At 70.7% G+C, this 16436-nt stretch carries 16 protein-coding genes; 7 read left to right on the forward strand and 9 right to left on the reverse strand.

Features of this window, described 5'->3' with window-relative positions:
* Positions 1-534: 534 nt before the first annotated feature.
* The 8 genes from OHV05_RS14930 to OHV05_RS14965 form a co-directional block, all read right to left on the reverse strand.
* A complete protein-coding gene (locus OHV05_RS14930; protein WP_405018090.1) occupies positions 535-813 on the reverse strand; it encodes a hypothetical protein in 279 nt (92 codons plus the stop codon).
* 27 nt (positions 814-840) lie between these two features.
* A complete protein-coding gene (locus OHV05_RS14935; RefSeq protein WP_405018091.1) occupies positions 841-1110 on the reverse strand; it encodes a hypothetical protein in 270 nt (89 codons plus the stop codon).
* 67 nt (positions 1111-1177) lie between these two features.
* Positions 1178-1687, reverse strand: coding sequence for a single-stranded DNA-binding protein (gene ssb, locus OHV05_RS14940; protein ID WP_405018092.1), 510 nt, complete (start codon positions 1685-1687; stop codon positions 1178-1180).
* Positions 1688-2306: 619 nt separating this feature from the next.
* Positions 2307-2984 carry a Fic/DOC family protein gene (locus tag OHV05_RS14945; RefSeq protein WP_405018093.1) on the reverse strand — a complete coding sequence of 226 codons (678 nt, stop codon included), beginning with the start codon at positions 2982-2984 and terminating at the stop codon, positions 2307-2309.
* A gap of 2 nt (positions 2985-2986) precedes the next feature.
* Positions 2987-3190, reverse strand: a complete 204-nt coding sequence (locus OHV05_RS14950) for an antitoxin VbhA family protein (protein WP_405018094.1) — start codon at positions 3188-3190, stop codon at positions 2987-2989.
* Positions 3191-3419: 229 nt separating this feature from the next.
* Positions 3420-4094, reverse strand: coding sequence for a hypothetical protein (locus tag OHV05_RS14955; RefSeq protein ID WP_405018095.1), 675 nt, complete (start codon positions 4092-4094; stop codon positions 3420-3422).
* Complete coding sequence (locus OHV05_RS14960; protein WP_405018096.1) at positions 4091-4549, reverse strand: hypothetical protein; 459 nt, start codon at positions 4547-4549, stop codon at positions 4091-4093. Before OHV05_RS14960 ends, OHV05_RS14955 begins: the two co-directional genes overlap by 4 nt.
* Before the next feature lie 198 nt (positions 4550-4747).
* Positions 4748-6514, reverse strand: a complete 1767-nt coding sequence (locus OHV05_RS14965; protein WP_405018097.1) for a ParB/RepB/Spo0J family partition protein — start codon at positions 6512-6514, stop codon at positions 4748-4750.
* A gap of 564 nt (positions 6515-7078) precedes the next feature.
* On the opposite strand from OHV05_RS14965, the gene OHV05_RS14970 reads away from it, so the two are divergent.
* The gene (locus tag OHV05_RS14970; protein WP_405018098.1) at positions 7079-8107 is read left to right on the forward strand and encodes an NAD-dependent epimerase/dehydratase family protein; all 1029 of its coding nucleotides are present in this window, start codon (positions 7079-7081) and stop codon (positions 8105-8107) included.
* Here OHV05_RS14970 and OHV05_RS14975 read toward each other — a convergent pair.
* The gene (locus tag OHV05_RS14975; protein WP_405018099.1) at positions 8104-9450 is read right to left on the reverse strand and encodes a hypothetical protein; all 1347 of its coding nucleotides are present in this window, start codon (positions 9448-9450) and stop codon (positions 8104-8106) included. The two genes, OHV05_RS14970 and OHV05_RS14975, sit on opposite strands and share 4 nt — an antisense overlap.
* A gap of 278 nt (positions 9451-9728) precedes the next feature.
* Here OHV05_RS14975 and OHV05_RS14980 point away from each other — a divergent pair, with 278 nt between their 5' ends.
* The 6 genes from OHV05_RS14980 to OHV05_RS15005 all read left to right on the forward strand — a co-directional run bounded on the left by OHV05_RS14980 (position 9729) and on the right by OHV05_RS15005 (position 16433).
* Positions 9729-10139, forward strand: coding sequence for an ATP-binding protein (locus OHV05_RS14980; protein WP_405018100.1), 411 nt, complete (start codon positions 9729-9731; stop codon positions 10137-10139).
* A gap of 143 nt (positions 10140-10282) precedes the next feature.
* A complete protein-coding gene (gene fxlM, locus OHV05_RS14985) occupies positions 10283-11461 on the forward strand; it encodes a methyltransferase, FxLD system (protein WP_405021470.1) in 1179 nt (392 codons plus the stop codon).
* A gap of 47 nt (positions 11462-11508) precedes the next feature.
* Positions 11509-11673, forward strand: a complete 165-nt coding sequence (locus OHV05_RS14990; protein WP_405018101.1) for an FxLD family lanthipeptide — start codon at positions 11509-11511, stop codon at positions 11671-11673.
* Between the two features lie 224 nt (positions 11674-11897).
* On the forward strand, positions 11898-12062 hold the full coding sequence (locus OHV05_RS14995) for an FxLD family lanthipeptide (RefSeq protein WP_405018102.1): 165 nt from the start codon (positions 11898-11900) through the stop codon (positions 12060-12062).
* 97 nt (positions 12063-12159) lie between these two features.
* Positions 12160-15222, forward strand: a complete 3063-nt coding sequence (locus OHV05_RS15000) for a lantibiotic dehydratase (RefSeq protein ID WP_405018103.1) — start codon at positions 12160-12162, stop codon at positions 15220-15222.
* Positions 15219-16433 carry a lanthionine synthetase C family protein gene (locus OHV05_RS15005; RefSeq protein WP_405018104.1) on the forward strand — a complete coding sequence of 405 codons (1215 nt, stop codon included), beginning with the start codon at positions 15219-15221 and terminating at the stop codon, positions 16431-16433. Before OHV05_RS15000 ends, OHV05_RS15005 begins: the two co-directional genes overlap by 4 nt.
* Positions 16434-16436: the final 3 nt, after the last annotated feature.

Below are 16436 nucleotides of genomic sequence, written 5' to 3' on the forward strand. Positions count from 1 at the left end.
ATGCAGCCGCATGGGCGAAAGTTCCATCCGGACGGGAGCAGGGTAGACCTCCGGGGCTTGTGGGTCGGTCTTCGGGTTGCCCTCCCGTCGACCCGATGACACCAGCTTACCTCTATTAGGGTTTTTGGTCAAGCTTGATGGCGTGGATCGGCACGTCGGAAAGGGGGCTGACAGGCCGTCAGTCCAGCGGCGCACCTCCCCCGTCCCCCCGATAGCTGCCTGGGGTCCGGGGCAAAGAGGTCGTCCGGGTCAAGGGCCGGCCGAAGGCCGGTGGCGAAGCCACGCGACCAACGGGAGCGCCCTTGAGGCGGGCGGCCGGCTCCGGATACTGGGCCGCGAAGGGGGGCCGGGGGAACCGCGCAGCGGGGCGCCCGGACCAGAAAAAGCAGCCGTGCCGAAGGCGCGACCACATCCGCCGCCACCGGCGGCCGGCGGGGAACCCGCCCAAAGAAGACAGCCGTGCCAAAGGCACGACCGCATCCCCGCCGTTCCCGGCGGCGACACCCACCAACGCCGGGAACGGGCGGGCCGACCTCACAGGGGGTCGGATTCGGCGAGCCGCTCGTAGGCGGCTTCCTCGCGGTAGCGGTAGTAGGCCATGTGGACGAGTTCTTCGCGGTCCCCCGGAACTCCGGTGGCGTCGGCCAGGTGGAGCAGGGCGGTGATCAGGTCGCGGATGATCACGGACACACCTTCCGAGTCGGCAGGCTCGCCCCGATAGCTGGCGGGGTCGGTGGAGACGAAGGCACGGACGGCGACCAGCGCGGAGTCGGCTTCGTCGTCGGTGGTGCGTTCAGGGGCGAGTACAGGCACGGATGAACTCCTCGTCGCTCGGGACGGTCAGCGCCGGGCGCTTCGGGCAGGAGGCAGGAAGGGCGGGACGCCGTGCTGCTCCGCAGTGGCGTTGATCAGTCGGGGCAGGCGCAGGCTCACCGACTGGAGCCACAGCAGTCCGGCCACAACGGCAAGCAGCGCGTAGGCGGTCAGAGTCTGATCGCGGCTGACGCAAGCGGCGGCGGTGAGGATAAGGGCCAGGACGGCGGCGAACAGAGCGCGCTGAATGGTGTTGATGATGCCGGTGAGCTCGGTCTTAGGCAGGGCGTTGCTCATGTGGGTCATGCCTTTCATGGGCAGAGGCGGCAGGGCCGGGCGGGCAGGGCCCGCCCGGCCCTGGTGATCATCCCGCCATGGCCGGTGTCGGCCAAGAGCCGACGGTGGGCGGGTTGGTCGGGGCAGGCGGGATGGCCTGGCTGGGCGGCCACGTCGCGTCGAACGCACCAGGTGCCGTCCGGGTGGGTGCCGCGCCCTGCTGGGCGGGGCGGCTCCCAGCCTTGGTGACCTCGGCTGTGGCGAAGCGTAGGGCCGGGCCGACCTCGTCGATCAGCAGCTCGGCGTAGTAGCGGCGGGGGCCCTCGGCGGGCTGGTGCGAGCGCTGCTTGAGCGTGCCGGTGACGACCACGCGAGCGCCCTTCGTCAAGGACGCCGCGACGTTTTCGGCGTACTGGCGCCAGACGACGCACGGCATGGAGATCGAGTCGCCGTCCCGCCAGGATCGGGTGGAGCTGTCGTAGGTCTTCTCGTTCGCGATGACGGTGAAGTTGGCCACCGCCGCCCCGCCGTCGGTGTACTTGAGCGCGGGGGTCTCCGCGAGGTTGCCGATAAGGGTGATCTTGGTCTCGCCTGCCATGGTGTCGCGCTCCTCTTGGCGTTTTATACGGGCGCCGCCGCGCGGGCCCAGGGTGATCCGGTATGCCGTGGTCTCTGTCTGTTGTTCGGGGGTGCCTTCCCCTCCCAACAAGACCAATATTACCTCACTAAGGGTTTTTGGTCAAGCTTGATGGCGTGGATCGGCACGTCGGAAAGGGGGCTGACAGGCCGTCAGTCCAGCGGCGCACCTCCCCCGTCCCCCCGATAGCTGCCTGGGGTCCGGGGCAAAGAGGTCGTCCGGGTCAAGGGCCGGCCGAAGGCCGGTGGCGAAGCCACGCGACCAACGGGAGCGCCCTTGAGGCGGGCGGCCGGCTCCGGATACTGGGCCGCGAAGGGGGGCCGGGGGAACCGCGCAGCGGGGCGCCCGGACCAGAAAAAGCAGCCGTGCCGAAGGCGCGACCACATCCGCCGCCACCGGCGGCCGGCGGGGAACCCGCCCAAAGAAGACAGCCGTGCCAAAGGCACGACCGCGGGGGTTTGCCCCCTGCTCTACCCTGGAGATCCGCACGCTCCTCCGTTGCGAGGTGCTGTGGTCTCTGGCCGGTGGACCGTGCCAACCCGCCTGCGGGGGTGTCCACCGGCCATCCGCGTGCTGCGGGTCAGGGACGGATGGTCGGCCGGTTGGAGGGTTGGACCGGTGGGGGCTGAATCAGCTGCGGCGGGGCCGTCGTCCTGGTGGTCGGCGTGGTCCTGGTGGTCGGCTGCGGGACGGTGAGGTCGGCGAGCATCGCGCGCAGCGGAGCCGAGTTGCCGTTGAACGAGGCGATAGAAGCGAGCGTGTTGCGGTCAGGGTCGAGGCGGGTCCAGTCGATCGGGTGCCCGGCGTCGGCCGCGAGCTGGCCGAGGAAAGCCCGTTGCGCCCGGCCGTTGCCCTCCCGGAACGGGTGCAGTGCGTTGACGTCGCCGTAGAGGTCGGCGAGCCCGGTGAGGAAGCTGTCCCGGTCGAGCCCTCGGAGGTGGTCCTGGCGGCGGGCGAGTCGGCCGAAGGTGTCGGCGGCGAAGTCCGGGATCATCCGGACGAGGCAGAACTGGGTGTTCCCCTTGGCGATCTCGATGGAGCGGATCTCCCCCGCCCACGGGTAGATGCTGCCGAAGGTTTCGCGGTGGAACGCCTGGAGGTGGGCCAGGTCGTAGCGGCCGGGGATGGGTTTCTCGGCGAGCCGGGTGAGGCGGGCGGCGGTGATGTCGGCCTCGGCGGCGGCGAGGGCCTGGGAGTCGATGATGCCGAGCCGGTTGCGCAGGACGCCGCTGGCCGGGTCAGCGTAGGGGTCGGCCATCGTCAGGGGGCCGGCCGCGTGGCACCCGGGGGGCGGTGGCGGGCTTCAGCGCGCTCCACCAGCTCGTCGGCGGTGATCCGGCCGGCCGCGTACTCCTCGGCGTCGGTGAGGTAGTCCGGGCTGGGGGTGAGGCCCTCGGCTCGGACGGAGCCCGTGGCTGAGGACACCGCGCGGCGGCGGCTCTCCGGGGTGGCGGGGTCGTGCATCGGTTGCTCCTCGGTTTCGCGCCGGGCGGGGCGCGGGTGCTCTCACCAGGGTAGGTGCCCGTGCAGAGGCGGGCATGCCGGTGCTCAGGGTGGTCGGTCGGGTCCGTCGCGGCAGGCGGTCGGCTCCGGACGGCGAACGCGGGTGCGGGGGAGGGGGCTCGATGCCCCCTCCCCCGCGTTGCCGCCCGGCACGGCCGCCGGATCGGGCGGGCGGGCCGGGCGGCCGGTTTCAGGCGGCGAGTTGCTGGTGCTGCACCAGCAACTCGGGCAACGCCGGGGCGCTGCGGTGGGCGGCTTCCTCGATCACGGCGGCTTGGACGGCCGCCCTGGCCTTCTCTCTGGTCACCTGCACTTGGAGCTGGGCCGTCTCCTGCTCCAGCTCGCTGATCTTCTCCCGGTGGTGGCGGTGCCGGGCTGGGGCGTGCTGTTCGTCGTGGGCCCGGCGCAGCTCGGCCGCCCACGGGCGGGACAGCATGTGTCGGGTGATCGTGTGGACGATGGCGGCGGTCCTGCGCTGGGTGCCATCCGGGGCGCTCGGGCTGTAGTGGCCGCCGGTCTCCCGCCGGACGACCAGCCACCGGTGATTGGTCGGGCTCATCGTGTCGGGGTGGAAGACGGCCTGGTCGGCGAGCAGGACGCCAAAGACGGTCGGGGCGTCCTGGTAGTGCTTGGTGAAGGGGCTTCGGACGGGCTTGCCGTAGGTGACCTGGATCGCATCCCCGTTGCAGCAACCCGTGTAGTAGTGGCCGGGCTCCCACCCCACGGTGATGGTGCCGCCCAGCTCCGCGATGCGGTACAGGGCGGCACCCTGATCCCAGTCCAAGGTGATCGTGGCGTGCATCCGGTAGCCGCCTTCGGTGACCAGGGTGACGTACTGCGGGCCCGTCGGCCGGGTGCCGCTCATGCCGCAACCTTGGTGAGCACCGGGGCCTCTGTGTCCTCGAAGCGCGGCAGCGCTCCGGCCGCCAGCTCCTCGACAGTGGGCAGGTTGCCCCAGCAGCGCGCGGCGTGCCGGTAGGCGGTGGTCCAGAGGTTGAGCTGGCTGGTGAAAGCGGCCATGTCGGCAATCACCGTCAGCAGCCCACCGACGCTGACCCGCAGCTGCGGCATGCGCGTGGGGCTGAGCCGCGCGGGCAGCGTCTCCACCACTGCCGGGGGGACGGAACGGTCAAGGCGGAGTTGTCCGGACACCTGGCCGTCAGGTGTAGGGACGGTGCCGGATTCCGTTCCGGCGAACAGCCGGGCGGCCTGGTCGGCGGCGTCCGCCCACGCCTTGTACGCCTCATAGGCGGGCTGCGGGTGGGCCAGACGAACGCGGACGGACGGCATGGTCAGCAGGATCGTCCGGGCGATCAGCACCGCGTGCGCTTCATGCTGACCGGCGAGATATACGGCAAGGTCGGTTCGGACCGACGGCGGTCGGTGGGCGGTGGTGGCGAGGTGCAAATGCATACGGGCCTCCGGCGCGGGGGGTGATGTGGTCAACAGGGCCGGGGGTGTCCGGTGCCATCGGACACCCCCGGCGGGTTGTTCGGGGAGGGGGCCCTCCCCTTGGCGCTAGGCCGCAAGCAGCTCGTTGATCTCCGGGTAGCGGGCTTCCCAGTCGGTCTGCTCCGCCACCTCTGTGTCTTCGCTGCCCAGGTCATCCGGCTCGTCGTCCAGGACGATCGCCAGGTGCCGGTCCTCCTCGCCGCCCTGGTCCTCGACCTCCACCGCCAGCTCCGGCCGGTCCTCCTCGCCGCCCTGGTCCTCGACCTCCACCGCCAGCTCCGGCCGGTCCTCCTCGCCGCCCTGGTCCTCGACCTCTGCCTGCTGGGTGGCCTCCGCTGCCGCCTTCGCGGCTGCCCGTGCCTCTGCTTCGGCGATCTTCGACCGGAACTCGGCCAGCAACTCAGCCTCGGGTTCGTTCAGCTCGTACCCGTAGGCCACCAGGAACTCGAACCAACCAACGGCCTTTCCCTTGTTGCTGAGGGTGTTGCCGTAGCCCGAGGCGGCGTTTCTCACCGCGCGCTCCGCGCGCACGGCGACGCTGGCGAGAAGCGCGAGAGGAACGCGGGCCTCAGCCATTCGTCCGATGAACCGGCTGTATCGCGCGCTGGCGTCGTCGTCGCCCGGTGCTTGGAGGAACACCAGCGCATCGGGGCTCGTCTCATCTACACCCAGCGTGTAGAGCATCCCCAGCACCCGCTTAGTCAGCCCCTTCGGCACCTTCTTGGAGCGGCAGAGCTCCTGGATGTACTCGTGCCGAATCTCCTCGGCGATGGACAGCGCCTCCTTGCGCTCACGGGCTGCCAGCTCCTCCGCCGCCTTGGCGGCCTCCTCCGCCGGGCTCCGGAACGAGTAGGAACGGGGCACCTGGTGCCCGTACTGATGGGGGTCACGGCAGAGGTACGTGGCCTTGAAATCGCCACTCGCTGACTCATTGAAGAACGCCGCGTTTCCGGGGCAGCTCGCATGGGACTCCGGGGCCAGCACAACACCGTCAGCGTCGGAGAGACGGTCAAGACCCACCTCCTTCGACCCGTTCCAGCCGAAACCGTACGGTTCGCCGACCATGCGGACACCAGCGGCCTTGAGTCCCTGCGTGACCTCCTGCCGCAGCACGGCCCGCGCCGCCTTGCGGCGCTCGTTCTTCAGGGCCCAGTCCAGCTTCCCGTCCCGCTCGATCGTGTCGAGCAGCCGCTTGTACGCCTTCGGGTCGCTTTCGAACTCGGCGATCAGGGCGGCGTCGTCCAGCGTGAGCGCCCCCTCATCCACAGCAGACCGGGCGGTCTTCGGCATTGCGGCCAGCGCGATCGACGCCCGAACCTTCTTCGGGTCCTGGGCGACCCGAGCGGCGATCTGGTCGGCGTCGAGCCCGAGTTCGATGGACAGTTGCGCGTAGGCGTTGGCGATCTCGCTCTCGCGCATGTCCTCGCGGTGCATGTTCTCGATCAGCTGCGCGACGATGCGCGCCTCTTCGGCCGTGAGGTCGTTTCGGACAATGACGTCAACGAGCCGACCCGCCTCGATCGCGCCCTTCGCGCGCCGGTTGCCGAGGATGATCGCTATCCCGTCGTCGTGAGGGGTGGCGATGATCGGCTGAAAGAGGCCGTGCTCACGGATCGAGCTGACGAACTCGTCATCGAGCTCGGCCTTTCGGACGTTGCGGGTGAACACCAGCTCCGCCGGGTCAACACCTTCAAGAAGCACCTTCGCCGAATCCTCCACCGGGTCGGCAGAGTCACAGGTCAGCTCGGCTTCGAAAGCGGCGGTCAGCGAAGCCAGCTCCGGCGAGCCAGCCTCGTCGCTCAGCAGCTCAACAGGGGCAAGTACGGTCGTCACGAATCCTCCAACAGGCGCTTGGTCTCCGTCTGTTGTTCGGGGGTGCCTTCCCCTCCCAACAAGACCAATATTACCTCACTAAGGGTTTTTGGTCAAGCTTGATGGCGTGGATCGGCACGTCGGAAAGGGGGCTGACAGGCCGTCAGTCCAGCGGCGCACCTCCCCCGTCCCCCCGATAGCTGCCTGGGGTCCGGGGCAAAGAGGTCGTCCGGGTCAAGGGCCGGCCGAAGGCCGGTGGCGAAGCCACGCGACCAACGGGAGCGCCCTTGAGGCGGGCGGCCGGCTCCGGATACTGGGCCGCGAAGGGGGGCCGGGGGAACCGCGCAGCGGGGCGCCCGGACCAGAAAAAGCAGCCGTGCCGAAGGCGCGACCACATCCGCCGCCACCGGCGGCCGGCGGGGAACCCGCCCAAAGAAGACAGCCGTGCCAAAGGCACGACCGCATCCCCGCCGTTCCCGGCGGCGACACCCACCAATAAGTGACGGACCGTTTCGGACGTAATGATCACCAGCTGATCCAGCTCGTTGCTGCGGCCGGGAGCCCGCGCCTGGCAGGATCGTCCACATGAGGATTCTGGTACTGGGCGGTGGCTGGTTCCTGGGTCGGGCGGTCGTGAGTGACGCGCTCGCGCGAGGGTGGGAGGTGACCACGTTCACGCGCGGTCGCTCCGGCACCCCGGTCCCCGGAGCGGTTGCAGTGACCGGAGATCGGGAAGTAGCAGAGGACGTCGCACGTCTGGCCACGCACGGCCCCTGGGATGCCGTGATCGACACCTCGGCCTCCGAGCTCGCGCCGCGGACGGTCCTCGGCGGCGCCCGGGCCCTGGTGCACGCGGCCGGGCGGTACGTCTACGTATCCACCGTCTCGGTGTACCAGGGATGGCCGAGCGACCCGCTGACCGCCAACTCCCCCATCCTGGATGGCCCTCCGGATGCCGATGCCGAGTACGGACGGCTGCCGGAGAACTGGACTGGCCCCGATTACTACTACGGTCGACAGAAGGCTGGCGCCGAGCGCGCCATCGAGGAAGCGTTCGGCGCCGAGCGCGCCACCGTGGTCAGGCCCGGTGTGATTCTCGGCCCCGGTGAGTACGTCGGCCGCCTGCCGTGGTGGCTGCGCAGGGCTGAGCGAGGTGGGCGCATCCTCGCCCCCGGAGATCCGGACAAGACAATCCAGCCCGTCGATGTCCGAGACGTGGCTGCCTTCATCCTTGATCAGACTCGGGCAACCGGCCCGCAGGTACACAATCTGACCGCCCCGATCGGGAGGGAGACGATGGGCGGTTTCCTCCGGGCCTGCATGGCCGCGACCGCCAGCTCCGGCAGCCTGGTGTGGGTACCCGACGCGGATCTGCTCCAGAGCGACCTGCGGCAGTGGACCGAGCTCCCGTTGTGGAGGACGCACCCCGGGGTGTGGGACATCGACTCGACATCCGCGTTTGCCGCCGGCTTCCGTAGTCGACCGCTCGCTGAGACTGTTGCCGACACGTGGGCTTGGCTCCAGGACGGCAACTTGCCAGTGCCGCACCAGAGGTGGGATGAACACGGGATCGACCCGGAGAAGGAACGCCGCATCTTGGAGCAGGCTGGTTAACTGCTGGGCCCGCCGACAGCAAGCCGCATCGCGCCTGGTCCCAGGATGCGCGGTGCGGCGACCAGGGTGAAGTCGTCAATCCGATCCGCAAGGTCTCTGGCAGCCGGCGAGTCCCGGAAGGCGGGTGACGCCAGTTCCGTCCGGACCGAATTCACTCGGCTGACCAGCCCTGCGCCGCGCCACTCCCTGGGCAGCTCCAGTACCGGCTGGAGAGCATCCGCGGCGCCGTCCAGGTCCCGACGCAGAAGCAAGGCAGTTGCCAGGTCGGCACCAGCCTGCGGAGCGACCACCAGGGGTGTAGATCCGGATACCTGAGAGGCGATCAGCTCCAGCGATCGCCGCGCAGATGCTTCCGCGCCAGCGCCGTCCCGTAGCAACAGGAAGCTGGCCGAGTTGCTCATCGCGACCCGCTCCAAGCTGAAGTCGAACTCCCCGCCGATCCCGTCGTGGAGTTCGTCCCGGTCCGCCCCGCGTTCGGCCAGGCTGCGCCCTATCGCCGCCTGGGTCTCCTCTACCCGTCCGAGATGGGCATAGGAGCGTGCCGCGATCGCGGCCAGCCGAGCCCTCCCCGTGGCTCCAACACCAGAGAACGACTGCGCCCGCTCGATCTGCCGGACGGCCTGGTTCGGGTTCCCGTTCCAGTACGACAGGAGCGCCAGATATCCGTGGGCATAAGCCTGGAGCGGACCGTGCTCGGCGACTTGGCCGTACAGGGCGGAGGCCCGAAGGAGCTCCACCGCCGTCGGCAGCGAACCCAGATCGAACGCGCAAGCGCCGAGGAGTGCGCTGGCCTGGCCAGCCACAAGGTATAGCCGGCCGCGCTGGGACAGAACCTGCGTACGGTCCAGCATGACCGTGGCAAGGCCCAGCACCTCCCTGGCCTGGGCGAAGATCAGGTGGGGCGGCGTGCTGGTGTTGGCCCGCACGAGACGGACCAGGTCGTCTTCGAGCTGGTCGAGACTCAGATCGGGTAGGAGTTGAGAAGCGGCGTCGGTGGCGTGAGTGTGGGCGTCGCGTGCGGTCATGGCGAGTTCACTTTCATCGAGCACAGGTCGGGGCGGCGCTGCGGGCAGCGCGCGGACCTGCTCGTCGGTGCAGGGTGCAAGTAGTGCCAGTGAGGGCTGGTTGAACAGGCGGGCGAGGATCGCGGGTGCCGGGTGATGAGGGCGACTCGTCCGACCTGACCGCCAGCGCAGGAAGCTCTTGTTGGTCACCGAGGCGTTCCTGTACGCCGAGTCTTCGGTCTCCCGGTAGAGGACTGCGGCAACACGCCGGTACTCGGCCGCGAACGTCCGATAGTTCATGCCCTGCTCAGTGACTAAGGCATCGAACAGCGTGTCCACGGTGATCCCTTCGGGGGCCGGCAGCCCCGAACGCGAGAGCCTTCGATGCCATCTGCCTATCACCACCCCGTCGTTGCTCGCACGGGGTCTCGCCAAAGTGTCTGCGAACTGTCCCTGTTTTGTCCTCACGCTCAACCGATGGGGGACGAAGTGTCTGCCGCTGAGCAGTAGTTATGTCTGCTACCTCAGGCCAATCTTGGTCCTCGCAAGCGAACCACAGCCGGGGCGCGCCGTCGCTCCTGATCTTGGGAGCGAAGCACATGGCCAGAAGTCGGACGATGCCACTGCGCGAGTGGGAGAGTTCCGTTGAAGCTGACTTGGCGTCAGTGCCGGCGGTGCGCCGTGTCGTGTCTGACCTGATGGCCGGTTGGGGCTGGACAGGCGAGCCGCTTGATGACGCGCTGCTCGTCTTCTCGGAACTCGTCGCCAACGCCGTAGTTCATGGGGCGCGGCCGGGCGACAGGATCACGGTGCGGGTGCAGGAGCTCGATGGTGACTGCCGGATTGAGGTTGTGGACACACGCCCGGACTTGCTCCTGGCCACGCGAGCCACCGACACAGCTGAGGAGGGCGGCCGGGGGCTGCTGCTGGTGCGTGCCTGTGCAACGGACATGGCCGTGGTGACCGGGCGAGGCCAGAAGAGGGTGTGGGCGCGGGTGCGGAACTGTAGTCCGGGAGAGGCTGCGTGATGCGACAGTTCCGCTCTTGCGGCCGGGAGAGCAGGCCGCAGGGGTCGGAGGGCATTCTCTCTCCGTCCGAAGCTGCATCAACTAGTCAGGAGAACAGCGTGACCGACTCGAACGAGTGTCAGTCTGACAACCGAACCACCGAGATGAGGTCGGAGATGGTCAACCGGCTTCGTGCGGCGGGTGCCGTGCGGAGCGAGGCGGTGGCCTCGGCGATGCTCACGGTGCCGAGGGAGGTGTTCGCGCCGGAAGCTGAGCTGGGCGTCGTCTACGACGCGTACCGGGCGGTGGTGACCAGGCGCGACGGGAACGGGTTGGCGACCAGTTCGGTGTCGGCGCCTTCGGTCCAGGCGTCGATGCTGGAGCAGGCCGGGGTGCGGCCGGGTGACCGGGTGTTGGAGGTCGGCTCGGGTGGTTACAACGCTGCCCTTGCGGACGAACTCGCCGGCGAAAGCGGCTCGGTGGTGACGGTGGACATCGACCCGTTCGTCACCGACCGTGCCGAGCGGTTCCTCGAACAGGCCGGCTACAACCGGGTCAGTGTGGTGCTGGCCGACGGCGACGAGCCGTTGAAGGAGTACGGCCCGTTCGACCGCATCCTGGTCACGGTCGGGGCCTGGGACCTGTCTCCGGCCTGGACAGATCAGCTCGCGGAGGACGGTGTCATCGTCGTCCCGCTGCGGATGCGGGGCATCACCCGCTCCCTCGCGCTGCGCCGGGTTGGCGACCACCTGGTCAGTGAGTCGGCTCAGCCGTGCGGGTTCGTCCGGATGCAGGGCGGCGGCGCGCACGACGAGCGCCTGGTGCTGCTGCGCGGGACCGAGATCGGCCTGCGATTCGACGAGGACCCGGTTCCCGACACCTCCGCGCTGGACGGTGTGCTGGAGCAACCGAAGGTCGAGGTGTGGCTGTCGGTGACGGTCGGCCAGCAGGAGCCGCTCGACTCTCTGTTCCTGCGGCTGGCCACCTCGCTGCCCGGCTTCGGCCACCTGTCGGTGGACCCGGAGCAGGACACCAAGACTGTCACTCCGGCGAACCGGATGGCGTGCCCGGCGGTCGTGGAGGGCGCGAGCTTCGCCTACCTCTCCCTGCGCAAGGTGTCCGAGGAGCCGGCCCGCTACGAGGTCGGCGCGGCCGGGCACGGCCCGGCCGCCGCCCGCCTGACCGGGCTGATCGCCGAGCAGGTCAAGACCTGGGACACCAAGTACCGCAGCGGCCCGGACCCGGTCTTCACCGTTCACCCGGCAGGCACCCCCGACGACCGGCTCCCGGCCGGGCACGTCATCGACAAGCGGCACAGCCGCATCACGATCTCCTGGCCGTAACCCGCGGCCGGGTTCCACAGCACCACCAACCTGGGAGGGAACAGGACATGACCCAGTCCGTCAACGCCGCTACCGAGATGACCGGCGAGTTCGACCTGGACCTGCGGATCACCGAGGACACCGACAGCATCGCCAACCTGCTGCGCAGCACCGACGACGGCTGCGAGCCCACCTGCGGGGGCTCGTGCACCAGCAACGGCGGCATCGTCTGATCCAGCAGTGACTGGCCCGGGACGTGGTCGGGCAACGGTGTGCTGGCCGACGGTGAGAACCCGTTGAAGGACCAGACCCTCTTCGACCGCGTCCCGGTCAGTGTCTAAGGCCGGGGTCTACCACCGGCTGGGCATCTCATCGAGCGGCGCAGCCTCATCACGATCTCCCGGCCCCGCTCGGCGGCCGGGTTCCACCGCACCACCGACATGGGAGGGAACGGGACATGGCCCGGACCGTCAACGCCGAGGCTCAGAACAGCGGCGAGTTCGACCTGGACCTGCGGATCGCCGAGGACACCGACGTCCTCGCTGGCCTGGTGCACAACACCGACGGCGGCTGCGGTGCCACCTGCGGCAACTCCTGCGTCAGCAGCGGCGGCATCGTCTGATCCCGCGCAGTACCTGAGCAGTAGCTAGTGGCCCGGTGCGCGGCCAGCAGATCCGCGCACCGGGCCGTCCTGTCTTCGAATCCCTGGGGGGAACGCGATGTACCGCGCAGCAGCCATGGCCGTGGCCCGGATCTCGGCCCGTCCCGCCGACGCCGGGAGCGTGGAGGAGCCGGACCTGACCGGCGAGACCGATGCGAGTGCCGAGGGGTGGCGGGCCTGGCTCGAATCGGCTTGGGCCGACCAGGAGTTGGTGTCGGCGATCGAGGTGGCTGCCGGCGCGCAGCTGACCGAGCGGGTGGCGGCGATCGTGGCGGGCGGGGTGATTTCGCCGGTGCGGCTGCGGCGGCTGGTGCTCTCCGTGATGCGCTACGCCCTTCGCGGTGGGCGCCCGACGCCGTTTGGCCTGTTCTCCGGGATCGGCGCGGTGCGGTTCGGCGACCGGTCCGAGGTGCCGGAGGGGGTGGAGCCGTTGGCGGTGGCGCGGGTGGACGCGGTGTGGCTGGACCAGGTGGTGCGCCGTCTGGAGGACCTGCTGGTGGAGCGGCTGCCGGTGGTGGCGAACAACCTCTGCGTCGTACGCGGTGGCCGGCTGGTGCTTCCCGTCCGCCCCGGCTCGGACGGGAGCGGCCCGGTGGAGGCTTCGGTGCGGCTGACCCGGGCGGTCGAGCTGGTGCTGCAGGATGCCGGGAAGGGCTGCACGGTAGGGGAGTTGACCGACCGGCTTCTGGAGCGGTTCCCGCAGCAGAGCGCCGTCTCCGCCCATCGGATGCTGACCACTCTGGTGGACAACGGGGTTCTGCTGAGTGCGCTGCGGGCGCCGATGACGGCGGTCGACCCGCTGGAGCACCTGGTGGGCGTCTTGGAGGTGGTGCGGGCCGACGAGGTCCCGGGGGCCGTGCCGGTGCTGGCCGACCTGCGGGCCGTTCAGCGCGATGTTCGGTGGCACAACGGGCAGGGCAGCGCCGCCGCGCAGCGGGAGGCGCGTGGGGTGCTGGTGGCGCGGATGCGTGAGCTGGTGCCGGAGGCCGGCCAGGGCCTGATGGTGGATCTGCGCTGGCCGGGTGAGATCACCCTGCCGCAGGCGGTCCGGGAGCAGGCCGAGCGCGCCGCCGCCCTGCTGACCCGGCTGAGCCCGCGCCCCGACGGCCATCCCTCCTGGGCGGACTACCACGGCCGGTACGTGGACCACTACGGCCCAGGGGCCGTCGTCGCGGTCACCGACCTGCTCAACCCCGACACCGGCCTGGGCCTGCCCGCCCGCTACCGGGGCTCCCAACTCCCCGAGCCCGCCCGGCGGCTGTCCCGCCGAGACGAGCGACTGTTCGCCCTCGCCCAGCGCGCCGCCGTTCAGAGCGCAGTCGAGGTGCTCCTGGACGACGACCTGCTCGACCACCTCGCCCCCGACGCCGCGCCTGGCCCGATGCAGCCGAACGCCGAGATCACCCTCCACGTGGCCGCAGGCAGCCAGGCTCTTCTCGACCAGGGCTCGTTCACCCTGACCGTGACCGGTGCCCCCCGCGCCGCCGCGACCACCGCCGGCCGCTTCCTCTACCTCCTGGGCGAGGAGTGGACGCAGCAGGCGCAGACGGCTCCGCCCCTGCGGGAGGGTGCCATCGCCGTGCAGGTCTCCACGCCGCCACTGATCACCAAGGTCCAGAACGTCACCCGGGTACCCGGGCTGCTGCCGGTGCTCCACCTCGGCGAACACCCCGGCCTTGAAGCCGAGCCGGGGGTACGGCTGGAGGACCTGGGGGTGTGCGCCGACGAGCGGCGGATGTGGCTGGTCCACCTCGCCGACGGCCGGCCGGTAGAGCCCCGGATGGTGAACGCGCTGGAGTTCCGGTCCGTCACCGACCCGGTCGTCCGGTTCCTGTGCGAGATCACCAACTCCCTCACCCCGCAGTACACCGGCTTCGACTGGGGCGCGGCCGGCCGCCTGCCGTTCCTGCCCCGCCTGCGTCACGGCCGCATCGTCCTCGCCCCGGCACAGTGGCAGCTGCCCGCCGCCGACCTGCCCGACCACAGCGCGGCGTGGCCGCAGTGGGAGAGCGCCACCCGAAAGTGGCTGCACACCTACCGCGTCCCACGGCATGTCCACCTGAGGCACCGTGACCTCAAGCTCCCCCTCGACCTCGGGCAGCGCTCCCACCTGGCCCTGCTGCGCGATCACCTCCAGCACGAGCCGACCGCCGTCCTCAGCGAAGCCCCGGTGCCCGGCGCGAACGGCTGGATCGGCGGCCGAGCCCACGAGATCACCGTGCAGCTCGACAGCACCCGCCCGCAGCTGGCGGCCAAGCAGCATCGCAAGCCCGTTCGCACGGTCCGCCCCGACGCCGGGCACCTGCCGGGCGCCTCGCCCTGGCTGTCCGCCCGCCTGTACGGCAACCCGGACCGCACACAGGAGATCCTCCACGAGCACCTGCCCCGTCTGCTGGACCAGTGGGTGCAACCGCCCCAGTGGTGGTTCCTGCGGCACGTCGAGGGCGGCCACCACCTGCGGCTGCGTCTTCGCCTTCCGGAGGCCGCCGCCTTCACCCTGGCCGGTGAGCGGGTCGGCGAGTGGGCCCGCCGGCTGCGGGCGCAGGGCCTGGTCACCCGCCTGAGCCTGGACACCTACCAGCCCGAGACCGGCCGGTACGGCCACGGCCCAGCGCTCGACCTCGCCGAGCAGGTGTTCGCCGCCGACTCCCGCACCGTCCTGCTCCAACTCGCCTACGCCCAGCAGACGGATACCGACGTGCGGGCGGTGGCCGCAGCGGGGCTCTGCGCGCTGGCCACCGGTCTGCTCGACACCGGAGCCGGCCTGGACTGGCTGCTGGACCACGTCCCGCACCGGATCGGCGTCCGGGTGGAGCGGAGCCTCCACCAGAGGGCCGTCCGCCTGGGCGACGTGAGCGGCGGCTGGGCCGAACTACGGGAATCGGCCGTCGGCCGCGACCTGCTGCGCGCCTGGGCCGCCCGCACCTCGCTCCTCGCCGACTACCGCCACCAGCTGGAGCGGCAGGGCGAGTTGAAGGCGAGCGATGTCCTCGGATCTCTGCTGCACCTGCACACCGTGCGGATGCTCGGTATCGACCCCGACAGCGAGCGCCTGGTCCACCACCTCGCCCGCGCCGCCGCGTCCGCCGCCTGCGCCCGGCAGCTGGCCGGTGCCCGGTGAACACCAGCCAGCGTCACCGCGCCCAGCGCCACCTCGGCACCCTCACCTCCGAGTTGGCCCTGCCACCGGCCGACCGCGGGGCCAGCTGGGGCCAGTCCCTGGCTCAGGGATCGCCCGGCATCGCCCTGCTGCACATCGAACGGGCCGCCACCGGCCTCGGCGACTGGGACACCGTCCACACCTGGCTGCGGGCCTCGATGCGCGCGACCGTGCGCTCCGACACCGCCACCGGGCTGTTCTTCGGCGCCGGAGCCGTCGCGTTCGCCGTCCACACCGCCGCCACCCACGGCCCCGGCGCCTACACCCAGGCCCTGGCCACCCTGGACGCCACGACCGCGCAGGCCACCACCCTCCGGCTGGAGCAGGCCCACGCCCGCATCGAGAGGGGCGAGCGGCCGGCGTTCGCCGAGTTCGACCTGGTCTACGGCCTCACCGGCACCGGCGCCCTGCTCCGCCAGCGCGACCCGAACGGCGCGCTGCTGCGTGACGTGCTGGCCTACCTGGTGCGCCTGACCGAGCCGCTGCCCGGCGGCGAGCCCGGGTGGTGGACCGACCTCGCCCCCTCCGGCGAACTCGACCCCCAGTTCCCGGGCGGGCACGGCAACTTCGGCATCGCCCACGGCATCACCGGCCCGCTCGCCCTCCTGGCGCTGGCCCTGCGCGACGGCATCGAGGTGCCCGGCCAGCAGGAGGCGATCGAACGGATCACTGCCTGGCTGGACGACTGGGAGCAGGACAGCGGCCACGGCCCGTGGTGGCCCGACAAGGTCACCCCTGCCGAAGTCCACCGCGGCCGGCCCCGACTGCTCCGCCCCGCGCGTCCGTCCTGGTGCTACGGCACCCCCGGCATCGCCCGCACCCAGCAGCTCGCCGCCCTCGCCACCGGCGACGCCGCCCGGCAGGAAAAGGCCGAGCTTGCGATGCTCGCCGCGCTCAGCGACACAGGCCAGACCGGCCAGTTCGGTGATGCGTCGCTGTGCCACGGCACCACCGGCGCCCTGCTGGCCGCCCACCGGATCGCCGCCGACGCCGCGAGCGAGCACCGAGGCGCGGCGCTCCTGTTCGCCGCCGGGCGCCTGGCCGATCGCGAGTTCGCCCCGGGTGAGGCCGGCCTGCTCGAAGGCTCCGCCGGGATCGCGCTGGCCCTGCACACCGCCGCCCGCGAACAACTCCCGGTCTCCGGCTGGGACGCCTGCCTCCTGCTCACCTGAGAG

Source organism: Kitasatospora sp. NBC_00070, assembly GCF_045041205.1.
Lineage (GTDB): Bacteria > Actinomycetota > Actinomycetes > Streptomycetales > Streptomycetaceae > Kitasatospora.

Coding starts and splice junctions, on each gene's coding strand:
- OHV05_RS14990 (WP_405018101.1), top strand. CDS start 11,509: ATGACCCAGTCCGTCAACGCCGCTACCGAGATGACCGGCGAGTTCGAC.
- OHV05_RS14970 (WP_405018098.1), top strand. CDS start 7,079: ATGAGGATTCTGGTACTGGGCGGTGGCTGGTTCCTGGGTCGGGCGGTC.
- OHV05_RS14935 (WP_405018091.1), bottom strand. CDS start 1,110: ATGAGCAACGCCCTGCCTAAGACCGAGCTCACCGGCATCATCAACACC.
- OHV05_RS14950 (WP_405018094.1), bottom strand. CDS start 3,190: ATGCACGACCCCGCCACCCCGGAGAGCCGCCGCCGCGCGGTGTCCTCA.
- OHV05_RS15000 (WP_405018103.1), top strand. CDS start 12,160: ATGTACCGCGCAGCAGCCATGGCCGTGGCCCGGATCTCGGCCCGTCCC.
- OHV05_RS14980 (WP_405018100.1), top strand. CDS start 9,729: ATGCCACTGCGCGAGTGGGAGAGTTCCGTTGAAGCTGACTTGGCGTCA.
- OHV05_RS14945 (WP_405018093.1), bottom strand. CDS start 2,984: ATGGCCGACCCCTACGCTGACCCGGCCAGCGGCGTCCTGCGCAACCGG.
- OHV05_RS14955 (WP_405018095.1), bottom strand. CDS start 4,094: ATGAGCGGCACCCGGCCGACGGGCCCGCAGTACGTCACCCTGGTCACC.
- OHV05_RS14995 (WP_405018102.1), top strand. CDS start 11,898: ATGGCCCGGACCGTCAACGCCGAGGCTCAGAACAGCGGCGAGTTCGAC.
- ssb (WP_405018092.1), bottom strand. CDS start 1,687: ATGGCAGGCGAGACCAAGATCACCCTTATCGGCAACCTCGCGGAGACC.
- fxlM (WP_405021470.1), top strand. CDS start 10,283: ATGAGGTCGGAGATGGTCAACCGGCTTCGTGCGGCGGGTGCCGTGCGG.